The sequence below is a fragment of the Nocardia sp. CA-145437 genome, from assembly GCF_050956485.1.
Taxonomy (GTDB): domain Bacteria; phylum Actinomycetota; class Actinomycetes; order Mycobacteriales; family Mycobacteriaceae; genus Nocardia.
Map to the genome: position 1 here is coordinate 6496789 of NZ_CP191204.1, position 17623 is coordinate 6514411.

The following is a 17623-nucleotide window of genomic DNA, read 5'->3' on the forward strand; positions in this document are numbered from 1 at the left end:
CCGCTCAGGTGAGCGCCGGAATCCGGACCCCTTGCCAGGCCAGGCGTTTGGTGCGGTCCGGGTCGAATTCGACCCGGCTCGGTGCATCGATGATGAGGGTGGCGCGCTGGTCCTCGGTGTAGGCGGGCCAGGCGGGGAGCGGGGCGCCGGTGCGGGCGAAGGACAGCCAATTGTCCTGGAACTGCTTGGACACCGATTGGAATCCGCGATGCCCGCCCAGGGCGGTCATGGCCCGCCCGATGCCCGTGTCGACCGCGCCGAACACGGGGATCAAATCGAGGGCGTGGGTCGCGCCGAACCCGCTCACCTGGACTGCGCGCGGGGCGAAGTCGTAGCGGTAGGCGTAGGTCGGCGCGAATCGGCTGTGCGCCTCCATGACCCGGACCGAGGGCCGCCAGAAGGTGAAGTCGCCGCCCATCCGGATGGTGGCCTTCTTGCCCGGGAAGCCGGGATAGGCGGCGGCGACCCGGGATTCGACGGCCGCGTCGTATTCGGACAGCGCGTCGTGCAGGCGTTCCTCCGAGGTCGGCATGGTCCGGCCGAGTTTGGTGAAGATGGGGCCCTCACCGTCGGCCTCGAGGGCCTGGTCGACGTGGCGCAGCAGCCAGCGCATGCGGTCGGGGGTGGTGGGCAGGGTGTCGTCGAGGCGCACGAACAGGGTGGCCTCGTCGCGGTTGGTGCCGAGGATCAGCGGCACCCGGTGCGCGGTGCCGTGGGCGAACGCGGCGACCGGTGCGGCGGGCAGGAATTCGCCGTCCACCACCGGGGCGACCGGGAACAGGCCCGGCTGCTCGTGCATGACCCGGGCCAGCGCGCGGTCGACGCCCTTGCGAATGTCATTGGCCCCGGCGGTGCTCAGGGCCTGGGCGGCGTCGGCGGGGTCGATGCCGAGTTCGTCGAGGCAGCGGCGGGCGAAGAGGCGGGCCTCGGCCTGGCTCGGCGCCCAGTCGGCGGGCGCGCTCTGCGCGATGCCGCGATGGAACAGTCCGGCCGCGGCGGGGGTCGCCATGAGCGACAGCACCGCGTGCGCGCCCGCGGATTCACCGAAGATGGTGACGTTGCCGAGGTCACCGCCGAACGCCGCGATATTGCGCTGCACCCACTCCAGGGCCGCGACCTGGTCCCGCAGACCCAGATTGGAGTCGAATTGCCGGTCGGGCGTGGAGTATTCACCGAAATCGACGTACCCGAACGCGCCCAGCCGGTAGTTGACCGACACGACGATGACATCGCCGCGGGCGGCCAGCCGCGCACCGGAATACAGTCGCAGCGCGGAGGTTCCGATCATGTAGCCGCCGCCGTGGATGAACACCAGCACCGGCCGCGGCGTCCCCGACGGCGAGTTCGGCGCCGCCACATTCAGGGTGAGGCAGTCCTCCCCCGTCGCCTGCGCCTGCCGCGGCCCGATCCGCGCACCGTCACGGTGTTGCATTGCGGCATAGCCGAAGTCGGTCGCGTCCCGCACCCCGGTCCAGGGTCGCACCGGCTGCGGCGCCCGAAAGCGCAAGTCGCCGACCGCCGGCGCGGCGAAGGGAATGGACCGCCAGCGTGAGACGCGGCGGCCCCGGATTCCGCGAACCACCCCGTCCGCGGTCGTGATGTCTGTGGTTGCCACCATTTGAAAAGCGTAGACCCAACGGTCGGGCGCTCCCAGGGCCTACGCGTGGGGACCCCATATTTGGCGACTCCCGCCACCCGGGGCGCGCAGCGCCCGCCTAGGAGTGGCCGCAGCTCCAACCGCTGCGGGACGGAGGCTCCGCTTGTCCAAGGCGGACGGCTCCCGCTACTCCTTGACGGAGATCCCGCCTCTTGTCCGAGGGCGGACGACACCGGCCGGTTCAGGAAGCCGAGACCTACCTGGCAGGCGGCGCGCGACGAGATCACGCTGGTCGACCTGGGGCCGGACGCGGGTCCAGGACCGCTCCCGAGGTGGCCCCGGAGGCGCGGGGCTTCCGCTACTGGAGGTAGCCCTCGACCTGGCGGGCGGAGTTGGGCTGGGCCTCGTCGGGATTGCGGCCCTGGTCCAAGCGGGCGCGACGCTGGCGGAGCAGGTCCCAGCACTGGTCGAGCTGGACCTCGATCTCGGCGAGCTGGCGGCGTTCGGCCTCCGGGTCGAGTTCGCCGCCGGTGGTCTGGGCGCGCAGCTCGTGCTCACGATCCACGAGTTCCTTGATGCGCGCGTGGATGTCCTTTTCGGTCATGCGGTCCACTGTACGACCCGGGCCAGCGCGTTTCCGGCCAACCGGACCGCACCGGGCAGGTCTGCCGCGGGCAGGGCGGCGTATCCGAGGGCTATGCCGAAGGTGTGCCGGGGGCCGACGTGGTGGCGGGCCAGGCCGTCGAGGTAGACGCCGTTCGCCCGGGACGCGGTGATCGCGCGATCCTCCTGCTCCGCGCTCGCGAGGGGGACGTAGACGTGCGAACCCGCGTCGTCGCCGCGCACCTCCAGACCGTGGCGGCGCAGTTCTTCCAGGACGAGCGCGCGGCGGGCGGGCATGTCGCGGCGCAGGCGGCGCAGATGCCGGGCGAGGTCTCCCGCGCGGGCGAGTTCGGCCACCACCTGCTGTCCGGCGGGTGAGGGGCTGGCGCCGGTGAGTTCGCGATGGGCGAGCACGGCCTCGGTGACGGCGGGATCGGCCACCAGCCAGCCGGTTCCGAGCGTCGGGGTGAGGATCTTGCTGGTGGTGCCGAGGTGCACGACCACGTCCGGGGCGAGGGTGGCCAGCAGGGGCAGCGGCGCGGTGTCGTACCGCAATTCGCCGTCGTAGTCGTCCTCGATCACCAGTGCTCCGGCGCGGCGCGCGAATTCGATGAGCTGTACCCGCCGCGCCGCGGGCATGCGCGCGCCGAGCGGAAACTGGTGCGCTGGAGTGCAATACACCATGCGCGCGTTCTCGGGGAGCAGCTCGACGCGCAGCCCGTCGGCGTCGACCGGCACCGGCACCAGGCGCGCGCCCGCCGCCCGGAACGCGCCGCCCGCCCGCTGATACCCCGGATCCTCGATCGCCACCACATCGCCGGGCCGCAGCAGCGCGGCCGCGAGTTCGCCTGCCGCTGCACTGGTTCCGGCGGTGGCGAGCACGGTCGCCCCGCTGCCCGCACCCAATCCTCGATGCCGCAGCAGGTGTTCCGCCACGGCTTCGCGATACGCGGCCTCCCCGCGCCGATCCCGCCGGATCACCGGCGGCCGATCCGACGCGGCCCGCCACGCGCGACGCCACGCCGCGGCATCGATGGCCTCGATCGACGGCGCTCCCGCACCCAGATCCAGCAGCCCGGCCAGCGGGTCGACCCGCTGCGGCCCATCGGCCTGCGCGTCCACCCGCGGCGGCGTGGCCGTCAGATACGTCCCCGACCCGTGCCGGCCGTCCAGCCACCCCTCCGCGTGCAACTGGTCATAGGCGGCCGTCACCACCGTCCGGCTCACCCCCAACCGAGCAGCCAGCTCCCGCGAGGACGGCAGCCGATCACCCCCGCGCAGCGCCCCGCTGGTCGCGGCCCGCCGCAGCCCATCGGCCACCTGCACGGCCAGCGGCTCCCGCCCCTCCCGCTCGATGGCGAACGGCAGATCATCGTCAACCAGGCGATTCCCCCGCAAGTGGCCTCCTGATATCTCGGCGAACAGTAGATATCAGGATGCCACTCGACACCTCAGCACCTGCGAGCCGACGGCAGCCACGAATGAACCCAACAGCACGAGGCCACAAGTGGTCTGCGAATCTTCCGAAGAATTGGCTATTCAACAATGCCAATTCCCCGCCGAAACTGGTCATATGAGTGAGACAGCGACGACCCGGACCTCATTGTCACCCACCCCGCGCAGCAGCCTCACCCGGTCCAAGGAGCGGGGCAGCACCGACCGCGCCGACCTGGACGCCATTCTCGACACCGGCCTGCTCTGCCACCTCGGCGTCCTGCTGCACGGCGCCCCGGTGGTCATTCCCACCATCTACGGCCGCGACGGCGACACCCTCTACCTGCACGGCTCCACCGGCGCCGGCAACCTGCGCGCCGCCATGACCGGCGACGTCTCCCTGACCGTCACCCACGTCGACGGCATCGTCTACGCCCGCTCCGCCATGCACTTCTCCATGAACTACCGATCGGCCGTAATCCACGCCCGGCCAACCGAACTCACCGACCCGGAAGAACGCATGCACGCCCTCCGCGTCATCGTCGACCAGGCCGCCCCCGGCGCGTGGGACTCGGTGCGCTCTCCCGACAAGAAGGAGATGGCCGCGACCCTGGTCCTGGCCGTCGACCTCACCGAAGCCTCGGTCAAGATCCGCACCGGCGGCCCCCGCGACACCCCCGAGGACATCGCTACCGGCGGCGTCTGGGCAGGCGTCCTCCCCCTCCGCCAGGTCTTCGACGCCCCGATTCCCGCCGCCGATCTGGAAGCGGGAGTGGAGATTCCGGCGCACGTACTGGACCGCTGCACCGAGACGGCGGCGGTCTAGCCCCGCTATTTCAGCAGGCGGGACATGCGGCGGTCGGCGAGGATCTTGCCGGAGGTCTGGCAGGTGGGGCAGTACTGGAAGGACTTGTCGGCGTAGGAGACTTCGCGGACGGTGTCGCCGCAGACCGGGCAGGGGAGGCCGGTGCGGGCGTGGACCTGGAAGCCGGAGCGTTTCTCGCCCTTGAGGCGGGCGGCGTCCTGGCCTACCGAGCGCAGGATGGCGTCGGAGAGGGTGGCGCGCATGGCGGAGTAGAGGGCGGCCAGCTGCCGGGGGTTGAGCGTGCCGGAGTTGGCGAAGGGGGAAATCTTTGCGGTGTGCAGGATTTCGTCGGAGTAGGCGTTGCCGATGCCCGCCATGAGGGTTTGGTCGGTGAGGGCGTTCTTGACCCGTTGGGAGGTGCCGCCGAGGATCTCGGCGAATTCGGGTTCGCTCACCGCGAGGGCATCCGGTCCCAGGCGGGCGATGCCGGGCACCGAGAGCGGGTCGGCCGTAATCCATACGGCCAGCCGTTTCTTGGTGCCCGCCTCGGTGAGATCGAAGGCGGGAGTGGCCCCTTCGGGGGTGAAGAAGTGCACACGCAGGGCGAGCGGGCCTTTGCCGGGCTTGGGTGGATTGGCTCCCGGTTCGTCGATCCACCGCAGCCAGCCGCCCCGGGACAGGTGGGTGATCAACCACAGCCCGTCGCAATCCATTCCGAGGTGCTTGCCCCAGTGCCCCACCCCGGTGACATCGCGCCCCGACAGCGCCGTCACCGGCGGATCGAAGGTCTTGAGCACGCTCAGCGCGGCCACGTCAACCCGGCCGACCACCGCCCCCACCGCATGCTCGGCCAGAAACTGCTCGAGCGCCACTATCTCCGGTAGTTCGGGCAACGGATCTCCTCCAATCCCCGAGGCATCTCCGGGTCTGCCGACCCGGATGATCGTCTCCCACCCTAGCCGTCCCCGCCGACACCCCCGGGATTCAGCGCGGCCAGCGGTTCGCCCTCAGTCGCGGAACTGCTGACGCAGCAGGTAGCGCTGGACCTTGCCGCTCGGGGTCTTGGGGAGTTCGGGGACGTAGTGGATGCGGCGGGGGTAGACGTGGGCGGCCAGTTTCCGTTTGACCAGGTGCTGGAGGTCGGTGGTGAGGGTGTCGTCGGGGTCGATTCCGGGGGTGGCGACCGCGACCGCGATGAGCACCTCGCCGCGCAGTTCGTCGGGGACGCCGATGACCGCGGCCTCGGAGATCGAATCGTGCTCGGTGAGGACGCTTTCCACCTCGAAGGGGCCGATACGGTAGCCCGCCATCAGGATGACGTCGTCGTCACGCGAAGCGAACGTGAGGTAGCCGTCGGCGTCGCGGGAGGCGACGTCGCCGGTGAGGTACCACCGGCCGTCGGCGGTGAACCGGGCGGCGCTGGCCTCGGGGGCGTCGCGGTACTCACGGAACAGCAGCAGTGGACTGGAGGTCGCGATGGCCACCCGGCCGGGCTGCCCGACCGGCGCCGGCTCGTCGGAGTCCAGGCCGAGGATCTCGACGGTGTAGCCGGGCATGGGGTGGCCCATGGACCCGATCTTGATGTCGGCCACCAGGTCGGGGTGCCAGGCGTTGACGACGGTCATGCCGGTCTCGGTCTGCCCGTAGTGGTCGCGGATCTCCAGTCCCAGTACCTGTTTCGACCAGGTGATGACGTCGGGGGTGAGCGGCTCTCCGGCCGAGGACAGGCGGCGCAACCGCACGCCGTCGGGCACGGGGCTGTTGCGCAGCGCGCGGTACACCGTGGGCGCGGCGGCGAAGTTGGTGACGCCGAAGTGGTCCAGCACCCGCCAGGTGAGGGCCGGGTCGAAGGCCGAGCAGACCAGCATGCTGCGTCTGCCGGTCGCCATGGGCGCGAGGATGGCGATGTAGAGCCCGTACGCCCAGCCGGGGTCGGCGATGTTCCAGAACACGTCGCCGTCGGCGTAGTCGATGCCGTATTCGAGGTACATGACCACCCCGGCCATGCCGCCCAGCCGCATCGGGACGGCCTTGGGTTTGCCGGTGGTGCCGGAGGTGAACAGTTCCACGAGTACGCCGTCACCGCCGATGGCCACGGATTCCGGTGCGGGCCCGGTGTTCTCGAGCAGATCGGCGAAGGCGACGTCGTCGCCTTCGGGCACGCCCGTGGTGATGACCCGCCAGTCGCGTTCGGCCGGGAGCTCCGCGCTCGGCGCGAGTTTGGCCCGCTGGTCGCCGTCGGTGATGACGAATGTGGTGCCGTTCCCGGTGACGCGCAGAGCGATCGCGCCGGGAGCGAAGGCGGTGAACAGCGGCACGTGCACGGCCCCGAGTCGCCAGACGGCCAGCAGGGCGATCACCAATTCCTGCGATTTGCCCATCAGGGTGGCGACCCGATCACCTTCCGCCACACCGAGTTCCGCGAGCGCCGCGGCGGCTCGCCGGGACTTCTCGCGCAGTTCACCGAACGTCACGTCGACACTCGACAGGTCCGGCTGCACGAAGGTGAACGCCACCGCGTCGCCGGGATGCCGGTCGCACAGCAGCTCGGCCGCACAGGCGTCGGCGGCCCCGTACTCGTCACGTAGTTCCAGGGCCCGCTGGATCGGGGTCGTCATGCCGTACCTCCACACGCGAGGGGGTCCCAGCCCGTTGTCCAACCCCGGACTGTGACCCCCGCTACACCGTCGCTCCGACTATTGACGCTCCGCCAGTAAGAGTCAACAGCCGCGCCGGATCCGTCAGAGGGAGCGGCGCAGGAGGTAGATGTCCATGATCCAGCCCTTGGCCTCCCGCAGCGCCGCGCGGCGGCGGGTGATGCGGGATTCGACGACCCGCAGCGGGCCTTCGATGACGACCTCGTCGGGCATGCCGAGGTAGGCGCCCCACCAGATGTAGATGTCGTCGCCGGGCAGCTGGGTGAACGAGCATTCGCCGTCGAGCATGACCAGGGTGGATTGACCGTCGGCCAGCCCCTTGTCCCGCAGTCGGCGGCCGGTGGTGATGTGGAGGGGTTCGCCGATCTCGTGCAGGACGGTGCGGTGGGCCGCGGCGAGGGCCTGCACGCTGGTGATGCCGGGAATGACCTCGTAGTCGAATTGGATGCGGCCACGGTCGAGGACGCGTTCGACGATGCGCAGCGTGCTGTCGTAGAGGGACGGGTCGCCCCAGACGAGAATGCCGCCGACGCCCTCGGTTCCGGCGAAGGCCTGTTCCAGGAGTTCGGCGCGCGCCTCGTGCCAGTCGGCGACCACGCCCTGGTAGGCGGCATCGGCGCCACGCGCGGGCACGCTGCGATCGCGCGGCGGGTCGGTGATCTCCACGACCGTGTGCGGATGCTGGACGTGTTCGGCCAGGATCGCCGCGCGCACGTCCGTGAGCTCCTGTTTCTCGGCTCCCTTGCCGATGAGGAAGAACACGTCCACCTGGCGCATCGCCTTGACGGCCTGCACCGTCACCTGGTCCGGGTCCCCCGCCCCGATTCCGATCACAAACAACTTTCGCACGGTGCGTAAGCTTGCCAGGCGTGGAGAGCGCCCGAGATACCCAGTACGAGGACCTGCTCCGACTGGTGCTGGAGTCCGGCACCCCGAAGGCGGATCGCACCGGCACCGGCACCCGCAGCATCTTCGGGCATCAGCTGCGCTACGACCTGTCGCAGGGCTTCCCGCTGATCACCACCAAGAAGGTGCATCTCAAGTCGATCGTCTACGAGTTGCTGTGGTTCCTGCGCGGCGACTCGAACGTGAGCTGGCTGCGCGAGCACGGCGTCACCATCTGGGACGAATGGGCCGACAAGCAGGGCGAATTGGGCCCGGTCTACGGCGTGCAGTGGCGGTCGTGGCCGAGCCCGGACGGCACCCACATCGACCAGATCTCGCAGGTGCTGCAGACGCTGCGCACCGACCCGGACTCGCGCCGCATTATCGTGTCGGCCTGGAACGTGGCCGAGCTGGACAAGATGGCCCTGGCCCCCTGCCACGCGTTCTTCCAGTTCTACGTGGCCGACGGCAAGCTGTCGTGCCAGCTGTATCAGCGCAGCGCGGACCTGTTCCTGGGCGTGCCGTTCAATATCGCCAGCTACGCGCTGCTGACCCTGATGGTGGCGCAGCAGACCGAACTGCAGCCCGGCGAGTTCATCTGGACCGGCGGCGACGTCCACATCTACGACAATCACGTGGAGCAGGTGCGCGAGCAGCTGACCCGTGAGCCGTACCCGTTCCCGGCATTGCACCTGCGTCCCGCTCCCTCGCTGTTCGACTACGAATACGAGGACGTGGAAATCGAGGGCTACCAGCATCATCCGGCCATCAAGGCGCCGGTGGCGGTGTGAGCAGAACCGTCGGCCTGATCTGGGCGCAGACGACGCGGGGAATCATCGGGCGGGACAACACGATTCCGTGGCGGGTGCCCGAGGACATGGCGCATTTCAAGGACGTCACCTTCGGTCATCCGGTGGTGATGGGCCGCAAGACCTGGGATTCGCTGCCCGCGCGTTTCCGTCCGCTGGACGGCCGCCGCAATATCGTCGTGACCCGGCAGCCGGAGTGGGCGGTGGACGGCGCGGAGCGCGCGGGTTCGCTGGCCGAGGCGCTGGAGATGACCGGCGACAAGTCGGTGTGGATCATGGGCGGCGGTGAGATCTACCGAGCGGCAATGCCTTTCGCGACCGAGCTGATGGTCACCGAGATCGACGCGGACATCGACGGCGACACTGTCGCGCCGGCGATCGACCGGCAGTGGCGGGCCGAGGCGGCCGATTGGCGTGAGTCGTCGACGGGTCTGCGCTATCGATTCCGTCGTTATACCCGCCCGCGCGGATAACGGTCGGATTCCTCGTCCGGCAATTCCCGCACACACCGCGTCGAAACCGCCGAGCGCCCCGGGTGTGTCCGGCATACTCAGCGATACTCCGGCGAAAGGCAGTCCATGGACAAGAAGTCGCTGACCGCGGTTGCTCGCCAGCAGCTGAAGCTGGCCGCCACGGCCTCGAGCGGGCGTAGTTCGTCGACGATCTACGGCGGCCACGCGCATTCGCTGCGGCAGACGGTGATCGCGTTGACGGCCGGACAGACACTGGCCGAGCACGAGAATCCGGGCGAGGCGACGCTCATGGTGATCAGCGGGGTGCTGGTGCTGATCAGCGGCGCCAACGAGTGGAAGGGCTCGGCCGGCGATCTGATCGTGATCCCGAATGCCCGGCACAGTGTGAAAGCCATCGATGACGTGGCGTTTCTGCTGACCGTGGCCAAGTAGGGCGCCCCGACACGGACGGACCGGACCGTTCGGCGGTGGAGGGCAGGGCCTAGGCTGGTGCTCATGCGTGAGCCACAGCCGATCATCGACCCGCTCACCCCGGCCGCACTCTTCCTCGTGGTGACCATCGACGAGGGAGGCGAGGCGGTGACGCGGGATTTGCTCGCCGATCTGCCCGGGTTGCGCCGCTCCGTCGGTTTCCGACTGCCGGGTTCGGGCCTGGCCTGCATCACCAGCATCGGGTCCGCGGCCTGGGACCGTCTGTTCGCCGGGCCGAAACCCGCACAGCTGCACGAGTTTCCGGGTTACGTCGGGGAGCAGCACCAGGCCCCGGTCACGCCGGGTGACCTGCTGTTCCATATCCGGGCCGAGGTCCAGGACGCCTGTTTCGAATTGGCGATGAAGCTCGCCGAACGGCTCGCGGGGGCGGGCACGATCGTGGATCAGACGGTGGGTTTCCGCTATTTCGAACAGCGCGATCTGCTCGGTTTCGTGGACGGCACCGAGAATCCGGAGGGCCAGCTCGCGGTGACCGCCGCGCTGGTGGGTGACGAGGACCCCGAATTCGCCGGTGGCAGTTACGTGATCGTGCAGAAGTACCTCCACGATATGGCCGCCTGGAAGGCGCTCTCAACCACCGAGCAGGAAAGGGTCATCGGGCGAACCAAACTCGACGACTTCGAGCTCTCCGAGGACGATCAGCCCGCGGATTCCCATGTGGCCGTGAATGATCAGGACGTCTCCGGCAATATCGTGCGCGCCAATATGCCGTTCGGCTCGGTCCAGGACGGCGAATACGGCACGTACTACATCGCCTACGCCGACGATCCGGCGGTGCCGGAAGCCATGCTGACCCGCATGTTCCTGGGCAGCGACGAGGCGGCGTACGACCGCATCCTGGATTTCTCCACCGCCATCACCGGCACCTCGTTCTTCGCCCCGCACGCGGCGTTCTTCGACGCTCTTCCCGACGCGCCCGCGCCGGTGGCGGCCGCGGTCGCCGCGCCGGAATCCAATGGCGCGGGATCCCCTGACGGGTCGCTGGGAATCGGGACGCTGCGAAATCGTTGAGTAGCTACGAAATCGTCGAACCGACAAGGAGCTGACGTATGAACAACCTGCATCGCGAACTGGCGCCGATCACCTCGGAGGCATGGAAGGCCATCGAGGAGGAGGCGACGCGAACCTTCAAGCGGCACATCGCGGGTCGCCGCGTGGTCGATCTGTCGGGACCGCACGGTGTCGACTATTCCGCGGTCGGTACGGGCCGCACCACGGCGATCGAATCCCCGGGCGACGGGGTACAGGCGCGGCAGCGCGCGGTGGTGCCGCTGATCGAGTTGCGGGTGCCGTTCACGCTCTCGCGCACCGAGCTCGACAATGTGGAACGCGGAGCCCAGGACGCCGACCTGGACCCGGTGAAGGCGGCCGCCAAGAAGATCGCGTTCGCGGAGGACCGCGCGATCTTCGAGGGCTATCCGGCGGCGGAGATCCAGGGCATCCGGGCCGCCACCTCGTGCGAGCCGGTGAAGCTGCCCGGTGACGCGCGCCTGGCGCCCGAAGCGGTCGCGCAGGCCCTGAGCAAGCTGCGGCTGGCCGGTGTGGACGGCCCGTATTCGGTGCTGTTGTCGGCAGACCTGTACACCGCGGTCAGCGAGACCTCCGATCACGGTCACCCGATCCGCACGCACATCGAGCGGCTCATCGACGGCGAGATCATCTGGGCGCCGGCCATCGACGGCGCGTTCGTACTGTCCACGCGCGGTGGCGATTTCGATCTGCAGCTGGGCCAGGACCTGTCGATCGGCTATCTGTCCCACGACGCGGAGACGGTGCAGCTGTACTTCCAGGAGAGCCTGACGTTCCTGGTGTACACGGCCGAGGCGGCGGTCGCGCTCGAAGCGTGATCAGGTGATGCGGAAGCGGTTTCGATACTCCGTCGGCGTCGTGTCCAGCGTGCGCCGGAAGGCCCGGGTGAGGGTGTCGGTGGTGTTGAAGCCGCTCAGCGTCGCCACCCGTTCCAGGGTGTGATCGGTCGTCTCGAGCTGGTTGCGCGCGAATTCCACGCGCGCGGACTCGATGTAGGCGGCCGGGGTGGTGCCGAGGTCGGTCTTGAAGACGCGGGTCAGCTGCCGTTCGCTGACATGCGCCTCGGCGGCGAGGTCGGCGACGGTGAGCTGGTCGCCGAGGTGGCGGGTGATGTAGTGCCGCAGGTCGTCGATGCGCCGCGTGGTCGAGATGGGTTCGAGTGACACGCTGAACTGGCTCTGCCCGCTGGGCCTTTTCAGGAACATGACCAGCTGCCGGGCCACCCGCAGTGCGAGGGCGTCGCCGAAGTCGTCGGCGACCAGGGCGAGCGCCAGGTCGAGGCAGGCGGTGAGTCCCGCTCCGGTCCAGACGTTCTCGTCGCGGATGAAGATCGGGTCGGCGTCGACCTCGACGGCCGGGTGCTCGGCGGCGAGCTGGGTGGCGGTGGACCAGTGCGTGGTGGCGCGTCTGCCGTCCAGGAGTCCGGCGTCGGCGAGGATGTGCGCGCCCACGCACACCGAGGCGACCCGCCGGGTCTGTCCGGCGAGTCTGCGCACCCACTCGACCACGGCCGGGTCGCTGAGCGCCCGAACCCGGCCGTCCGCGTCCACGTCGACGGCGCCGGGCACGACCAGGGTGTCGATACCGCGGTCGCCGATCTCGGCGAAGGTGATGTCGGGCAGCACCCGCACGCCCGCGGAGGTGGTCACCGGGTCGAGGGTCTCCGCGGCGAGCGCGACGCGATATCCGGTCTCCCCGTTCATCTCTCGCCCCAGCAGCGCGAAGACCTCGGGTGGTCCGGTCACGTCGAGCAGGTCGACGCGGTCGAACAGCACGATGACCACGAATCGTTCGATGGTGCCCACGGTCCTCCGTCCGCCCGATCCGGCAATGTCCGGATTTGCAGGTTACATGACATTTCCGACACGCCCGCGGGCTCATAGCGTGGACGACGTCCCCCGCACCAGGCGGCGCGGACGACACACGACCGGAGGAATTCCCATGTCCGCCCAGACCCTGCGCGACCTCAGCGGCTTCGATCAGACCCCCGCCACCCTGCCCGACGCCACCCTGATCCTGGTCGACTACCAGAACACCTATACCCGCGGCGTGATGGAGCTGACCGGCTGGGAACCCGCCCTCGACGCCGCCGCCGATCTGCTGGCCCGGGCCCGGGCCGCCGGTGCGGCGGTCATCCACATCGTGAACGACGGCGGTCCGGGCACGCCCTACGACATCACCGACGAGATCGGCCGCATCCATCCCCGGGTGGCCCCGATCGACGGCGAACCCGTTGTCGTGAAGACGGTTCCGAACGCCTTCGTCGGCACGGACCTGGCCGCGCACGTGGACGCGGCAGGCCACGAGAACGTCGTGATCGCCGGTTTCATGACCCACATGTGCGTCACCTTCACCACCGAGGGCGCGTTCCTGCGCGGCAATCGCCCCACGGTCGTGGCCGACGCGTCCGCCACCCGTCCCCTGCGGTCGGCCGCCGGTGAGGTCGGCGCCGCCCAGTTGCACGAGAGCGCGCTGGCCACCATCGCCGACCTCTACGGTGTCGTGGTCGCCTCCGGCTCCGAGCTGAATTGACCGCCCCTCGGGTCAGGGCTGGCGGGGCATCGCGCGGCTGGTGTGCAGGTAGCGCGTCCCGGCGTGCCCGTCACCGTTGATCAGGCCGTAGACGGTGTGGCGGCCGCGGATCGGGTGGGCGGCGATGAGCGCGTCGGGCCGCAGGTGCAGCACTTCGATGCGGTCGGGGACCGCGACCAAGGCGGCCTCCGCGGTGAGGGGTTTGGTGGAGAGCCAGGCGCGTCCGTCGGGGTCCACGTCGATGGCGTGCTCGTACATGGCGGAGCGGTAGCGGCCGCTGACGTGCGCGGCATCGACCGGTTCGGGGCGGGCCGGGGGCACCGGGCGGGCGGGCAGCCGGATGCCCGCGTGTTCCCACAGCAGGTCCTCGACCAGGTCCCGATAGAGCGCGAACGCGCTTCCGCCATTGGCCAGCAAGGCGATCGCGACGCCGGGGGCGGGCGCGATGCGCAGGAAGGCGTTCTGGCCGAGGGTGCTGCCGTCGTGCCCGAACAGCCCCGACGCGGCGTCGAACAGCTGCCAGCCCAGTCCCCAGTGGGTGCCGTAGCCGATATCGGGCACCTCGATGTGCGGCCGGGTCATGTCCCGGACCGCGGATTCCGGGAGCACGGCGGTTCCGTCCGGGGCGCGCCCGCCGGACAGGTGCAGCCGGGCGAATCCCAGCAGGTCGCGCGCGGACATGGCCAGCCGGGCTCCGGCCGGGGCGTTGGAGGCCGGGAGCGCCCACACCGGCGCGGGCAGCGGACCGGTCCCGGGCTCGAATCCGGTGTGCCCGACCGCGGCCCGGAACAGGATGGCCTCGTCGGCGTCGGTGGCCACCCGGGTCAGTCCGAGCGGGGTCACCAGCCGTTCCCGCAGCAGCGTGTCGAAGGGCTTGCCGCGCAACACTTCCAGGATGCGGCCGAGCAGCACGTACCCGCTGTTGCAGTAGGAGAACATGGCGCCGGGCCGGTGCACCTGCCCGGCGTCGGCGATGGCGGGCACGAAGTTGGCGACCGCGTCCGCGCCGCGCCCGGTGTCGAGGAACAGGTCACCGTCGATGCCGGAGGTGTGACCGAGCAGCTGCCGGACGGTGATGGCGGCGGCCGCGGCCGCGTCGCGCACCCGGAATTCGGGCAGGTAGCGCCGGACCGGGGCGTCGAGGTCGAGCAGGCCCTCGACGACGGCCTGCATGATCAGGGTCGCGGTCCACGGCTTGGTGATCGAGCCGATCTGGAACACCGAATCCGTGGTCGCCGCAACACCGGTCGCGGTGTTGAGGACCCCGGCGGCCGCGTCGGTGATCCGGCCGCCGGACAGGACCGCGACCTGCGCGCCGGGTACCCCGTACTCCTCGATCAGGTCGCCCAACCGGCGTTCGAGATCGACGGCTGGCACCATGGGTCGCTCCTTCGGGTAATGCTGACCCACACCGCCGGAGGCGGTAGGAGTGGGCACCGTAGGTTAGGTCGGCGACGGCGCCGGTGTCGAGATCGCCGGGCAGCCGGGACCGGGGACGGGTACGGTGACGCGCAGTCGGTTGCGGGAGGCGATGAGCGATGGTGCGGGCGGGCGTGGTGCCGGGACGCCGGATTGCCGGTTACGCGGCGGCGGGCGTGTTCCTGGTCGCGGTGGTCTGCGCCGGGACGATCGGGGTCTTCGGGCTGAATCGGGTGTTCACGGGGTTGTTCTTCGGGGCGGCCGCCGCGGTGGGGCTGTTGATCCTGCTGTTCGGGCGGGACGGGGTGGAACTGACCGAGGCGGCGATCGTGCGCCGGACGCCGTGGGGCACCTCGACGGTGGCGTGGGATCGGGTGGTGGCGGCGCGGTTCGCGCTCGACGAGCACGGCCGCTGGACGCTGGCGCTGGACCTGACCGACGGCGACGAGCCGCATCGGGAGCTGGTGCTGCTGTCCATCCCGCCGGTGCACCGCCCGGTGGCCGGCGCCTACGACCAGCGCAAGCGCGAGCAGGTCACCGAGATCCGAACCATGTTGCGGCAGCGCCGGATTCCGGTGACCATCCTGCCGGAGATCGCCGAGGCGTTGCAGGAGCACTGGAAGATCGCCCCGCCCACGCGGTGATCGCCGGCGAGCCCGCATCGGCGCCCGGTTAGGGTGGGTGCCGTGATTCGTACCGCGGCACTGGCGCACATCCGGGACCGCCGCATGCTGCAGACCCGGTCCGACGGCAAGACCGTCTTCTACATGGCGGGCGGCAAGATCGATCCGGGCGAGACCCCGGAGATGGCCCTGCACAGGGAGATTCACGAGGAGCTCGGGGTCGGCACGGCCGGGGTGAGCGAGCTGGGCGTGTTCGAAGCCGAGGCGTACGGGCACGCGCCGGGCACCCGCCTGCACATGACCTGCTTCCTGGGCGAGCTCACCGAGGAGCCGCGGCCCTCGGGCGAGATCGCCGAACTGCGCTGGTTCACCCTCGCCGAGTACGCCGCCATGGACGAGGTCGCTCCCGGTTCGCTGCTGGTCTTCCAGCACCTGCACGCCCTCGGTCTGATCGACTGATCCGGGAACCGTTGTGACGCGACCGAAGACGTCAGCCCGATCGTCCGGCCGGTGCCGGGACGGTCAGCTGCTCTCACCGTCCCCGGTGCCGTCGGACAATGCCCGCGAGTCGTCGGGCGGCACGTTGTCGACGGTCCCCGAGTAGGGCCGGTTCGGGATGCGGGTGGCCGCGGCCAGGCCCACCAGCAGGAACAGCGCGGCGGCCAGCAGGGTGGTGCGGGTGGAGTCGGTGAAGGCCCGGCTCAGCGCGTCCGCGATGGCCGCGCCGCCTCCGTGCTCGCGCACCCCGGGGATGGCGCCACCCGCGGATTCCCGGGTGGCGGTGGCGAGGGTGTCGGCGACGTTCGGCGGCAGATCCTTGACCGCCGAGAGGCGGCTCGGCAGATCGTGCGCCAGTGCCGCGGACAGCAACGCACCGACGACCGCGGTACCGAAGGCCGAACCGACCTGCCGCACCGTGCTCTGGGTGGCCGAGCCCTGACCTGAATTGCGCGGCGGCACATCGGCGAGCACCGTCCCGGTCAATTGGGCGGAGGCCATGCCGAGTCCGATGCCGTACCCGATCAGCAGCACGGCCAGCCACCAGCCGGAGATGTGCGGGGTGACGAACAGCGCGGCCAGGGCCACCGCGACGACCTCGAAGGCGAGGCCCAGCTGCACCACCCGCACCGGCCCGTAGCGCCGCACCAGCCCTTCGGCGATCCCCGCGGCCAGGAACGCCCCGACGGCCATGGCGGCCAGGACGTAGCCCGCGCCGAGGGTGGACAGCCCGAGCACGTTCACCATGAACAGCGGCAGCACGAACAGCAGGCCGAATTCGCCCAGCGCCACCAGGAACGCGGTGATATTGCCCCAGCGGAAGCTGGGGATCCGGAACAGCGCGGGATCCAGCAGCGCGGAGCGTCCGATCAGATGGCGATGCTGTTCCCACTTCACGAACAGGTACAGCGCCAGCACGCCCAGCACCAGCAGCACCGGGATCGGTGAGAGGGGCGCGCTGACCGGCCATTTCCATCCGGCGATCGGGAACTCCCGCAGCGGTTTCCACCAGCCGTAGGTCTGGCCCTCGATGAGCGCGAACACCAGCAGCGCGAAACCCATTGCGCTGAGCAGGAATCCGTCCACGTCCAGGCCGGGCGCGTTCTTGCCGGTGCGGGTCTCGGGCACGAACAGCACCAGCCCGATCAGCACCACGATGCCCAGCGGGATGTTCACCAGGAAGATCCAGGGCCAGGTGAAGTAGGTGGTGAGCCAACCGCCGAGCAGCGGCCCGATGGCGGCGACACCGGAGATGACCGAGCCCCACACGGCGAAGGCGATGGCCCGGTCGCGGCCGCGGAACAGCGCGTTCACGGTGGCCAGCGTGCCGGGCATGACGCCCGCCGCGCCGATGCCCTGGATGACGCGTCCGAGGATGAGGGGTCCCGCGCTGTGCGCCCGCGCGGCGAGCAGACTGCCGAGCAGGAAGACGATGACGCCGGCGGCGAACATGGTGCGCCGTCCGAGCCGGTCGCCGAGTCGGCCGCTGGTGATCAGCAGCGCGGCCAGGACCACCGCGTAGATGCTGTTGATCCATTGCGCCTGAGTGAAATTCAGCCCGAGCTCGTCGATGAGGACCGGCAGTGAGACCGAGACGATGGTGCCGTCGAGCACCACCATGCCCAGGCCCAGCGCCAAGACTCCGAGGGTGATCCATTTCCTGCGCCCCAGATCGGGCCGAGTTTCCGTCATCCGTCGCTCCCGCCGCTGAACAGTTGTCCGTGGACGCCGATGTTTCAGTTAGCCATCTATGCGCGAAATGTCCGT

18 protein-coding genes are annotated in these 17623 nt (G+C 69.9%); 9 read left to right on the forward strand and 9 right to left on the reverse strand.

All coding sequences use genetic code 11. The features are described 5' to 3' along the window. Positions 1 to 4: 4 nt before the first annotated feature. The 3 genes from ACQPYY_RS30280 to ACQPYY_RS30290 all read right to left on the reverse strand — a co-directional run bounded on the left by ACQPYY_RS30280 (position 5) and on the right by ACQPYY_RS30290 (position 3598). A complete protein-coding gene (locus ACQPYY_RS30280; protein WP_433591885.1) occupies positions 5 to 1618 on the reverse strand; it encodes a carboxylesterase/lipase family protein in 1614 nt (537 codons plus the stop codon). Between the two features lie 337 nt (positions 1619 to 1955). After that, positions 1956 to 2201, reverse strand: coding sequence for a DUF2630 family protein (locus tag ACQPYY_RS30285; RefSeq protein WP_357280742.1), 246 nt, complete (start codon positions 2199 to 2201; stop codon positions 1956 to 1958). Further along, on the reverse strand, positions 2198 to 3598 hold the full coding sequence (locus tag ACQPYY_RS30290; protein ID WP_433591886.1) for a PLP-dependent aminotransferase family protein: 1401 nt from the start codon (positions 3596 to 3598) through the stop codon (positions 2198 to 2200). The genes ACQPYY_RS30285 and ACQPYY_RS30290 overlap by 4 nt, the downstream gene beginning before the upstream one ends. Before the next feature lie 175 nt (positions 3599 to 3773). On the opposite strand from ACQPYY_RS30290, the gene ACQPYY_RS30295 reads away from it, so the two are divergent. Next, positions 3774 to 4460 (forward strand): pyridoxamine 5'-phosphate oxidase family protein, encoded by a 687-nt coding sequence (locus ACQPYY_RS30295; protein WP_433591887.1) that lies wholly within the window; start codon positions 3774 to 3776, stop codon positions 4458 to 4460. Between the two features lie 5 nt (positions 4461 to 4465). On the opposite strand, the gene ACQPYY_RS30300 is transcribed toward ACQPYY_RS30295, so the two are convergent. The 3 genes from ACQPYY_RS30300 to cobF all read right to left on the reverse strand — a co-directional run bounded on the left by ACQPYY_RS30300 (position 4466) and on the right by cobF (position 7945). Continuing rightward, positions 4466 to 5332 (reverse strand): Fpg/Nei family DNA glycosylase, encoded by an 867-nt coding sequence (locus tag ACQPYY_RS30300; RefSeq protein WP_379092621.1) that lies wholly within the window; start codon positions 5330 to 5332, stop codon positions 4466 to 4468. Between the two features lie 114 nt (positions 5333 to 5446). Next, positions 5447 to 7057 carry an AMP-binding protein gene (locus ACQPYY_RS30305; protein ID WP_433591888.1) on the reverse strand — a complete coding sequence of 537 codons (1611 nt, stop codon included), beginning with the start codon at positions 7055 to 7057 and terminating at the stop codon, positions 5447 to 5449. Positions 7058 to 7180: 123 nt separating this feature from the next. Next, a complete protein-coding gene (gene cobF / locus ACQPYY_RS30310) occupies positions 7181 to 7945 on the reverse strand; it encodes a precorrin-6A synthase (deacetylating) (protein WP_433591889.1) in 765 nt (254 codons plus the stop codon). Between the two features lie 20 nt (positions 7946 to 7965). On the opposite strand from cobF, the gene ACQPYY_RS30315 reads away from it, so the two are divergent. The 5 genes from ACQPYY_RS30315 to ACQPYY_RS30335 all read left to right on the forward strand — a co-directional run bounded on the left by ACQPYY_RS30315 (position 7966) and on the right by ACQPYY_RS30335 (position 11602). Beyond that, a complete protein-coding gene (locus ACQPYY_RS30315) occupies positions 7966 to 8772 on the forward strand; it encodes a thymidylate synthase (RefSeq protein WP_379092612.1) in 807 nt (268 codons plus the stop codon). Then, positions 8769 to 9263 carry a dihydrofolate reductase gene (locus tag ACQPYY_RS30320; RefSeq protein WP_379092609.1) on the forward strand — a complete coding sequence of 165 codons (495 nt, stop codon included), beginning with the start codon at positions 8769 to 8771 and terminating at the stop codon, positions 9261 to 9263. The genes ACQPYY_RS30315 and ACQPYY_RS30320 overlap by 4 nt, the downstream gene beginning before the upstream one ends. A gap of 105 nt (positions 9264 to 9368) precedes the next feature. Continuing rightward, complete coding sequence (locus ACQPYY_RS30325) at positions 9369 to 9695, forward strand: cupin domain-containing protein (RefSeq protein WP_357091284.1); 327 nt, start codon at positions 9369 to 9371, stop codon at positions 9693 to 9695. A gap of 63 nt (positions 9696 to 9758) precedes the next feature. Then, positions 9759 to 10766, forward strand: coding sequence for a Dyp-type peroxidase (locus ACQPYY_RS30330; RefSeq protein ID WP_433591890.1), 1008 nt, complete (start codon positions 9759 to 9761; stop codon positions 10764 to 10766). Positions 10767 to 10804: 38 nt separating this feature from the next. Further along, a complete protein-coding gene (locus ACQPYY_RS30335) occupies positions 10805 to 11602 on the forward strand; it encodes a family 1 encapsulin nanocompartment shell protein (protein WP_379092603.1) in 798 nt (265 codons plus the stop codon). Here the strand turns inward: ACQPYY_RS30335 and ACQPYY_RS30340 are convergent, their stop codons facing one another. Next, positions 11603 to 12589, reverse strand: a complete 987-nt coding sequence (locus ACQPYY_RS30340; RefSeq protein WP_433591891.1) for a GlxA family transcriptional regulator — start codon at positions 12587 to 12589, stop codon at positions 11603 to 11605. Positions 12590 to 12725: 136 nt separating this feature from the next. Here ACQPYY_RS30340 and ACQPYY_RS30345 point away from each other — a divergent pair, with 136 nt between their 5' ends. Next, the gene (locus ACQPYY_RS30345) at positions 12726 to 13316 is read left to right on the forward strand and encodes an isochorismatase family protein (protein ID WP_433591892.1); all 591 of its coding nucleotides are present in this window, start codon (positions 12726 to 12728) and stop codon (positions 13314 to 13316) included. A gap of 12 nt (positions 13317 to 13328) precedes the next feature. On the opposite strand, the gene ACQPYY_RS30350 is transcribed toward ACQPYY_RS30345, so the two are convergent. Next, entirely contained in the window at positions 13329 to 14696 is a 1368-nt protein-coding gene (locus ACQPYY_RS30350; protein ID WP_433591893.1) for a serine hydrolase domain-containing protein, read from the reverse strand. Between the two features lie 158 nt (positions 14697 to 14854). Between ACQPYY_RS30350 and ACQPYY_RS30355 the strand changes: the two genes are divergently transcribed. Both ACQPYY_RS30355 and ACQPYY_RS30360 read left to right on the forward strand, forming a co-directional pair. Next, positions 14855 to 15379, forward strand: a complete 525-nt coding sequence (locus ACQPYY_RS30355; RefSeq protein ID WP_433591894.1) for a hypothetical protein — start codon at positions 14855 to 14857, stop codon at positions 15377 to 15379. A gap of 42 nt (positions 15380 to 15421) precedes the next feature. Then, on the forward strand, positions 15422 to 15817 hold the full coding sequence (locus ACQPYY_RS30360) for an NUDIX hydrolase (protein ID WP_379092588.1): 396 nt from the start codon (positions 15422 to 15424) through the stop codon (positions 15815 to 15817). 63 nt (positions 15818 to 15880) lie between these two features. Here the strand turns inward: ACQPYY_RS30360 and ACQPYY_RS30365 are convergent, their stop codons facing one another. After that, the gene (locus ACQPYY_RS30365) at positions 15881 to 17548 is read right to left on the reverse strand and encodes an MFS transporter (RefSeq protein ID WP_433591895.1); all 1668 of its coding nucleotides are present in this window, start codon (positions 17546 to 17548) and stop codon (positions 15881 to 15883) included. Positions 17549 to 17623 lie beyond the last annotated feature (75 nt).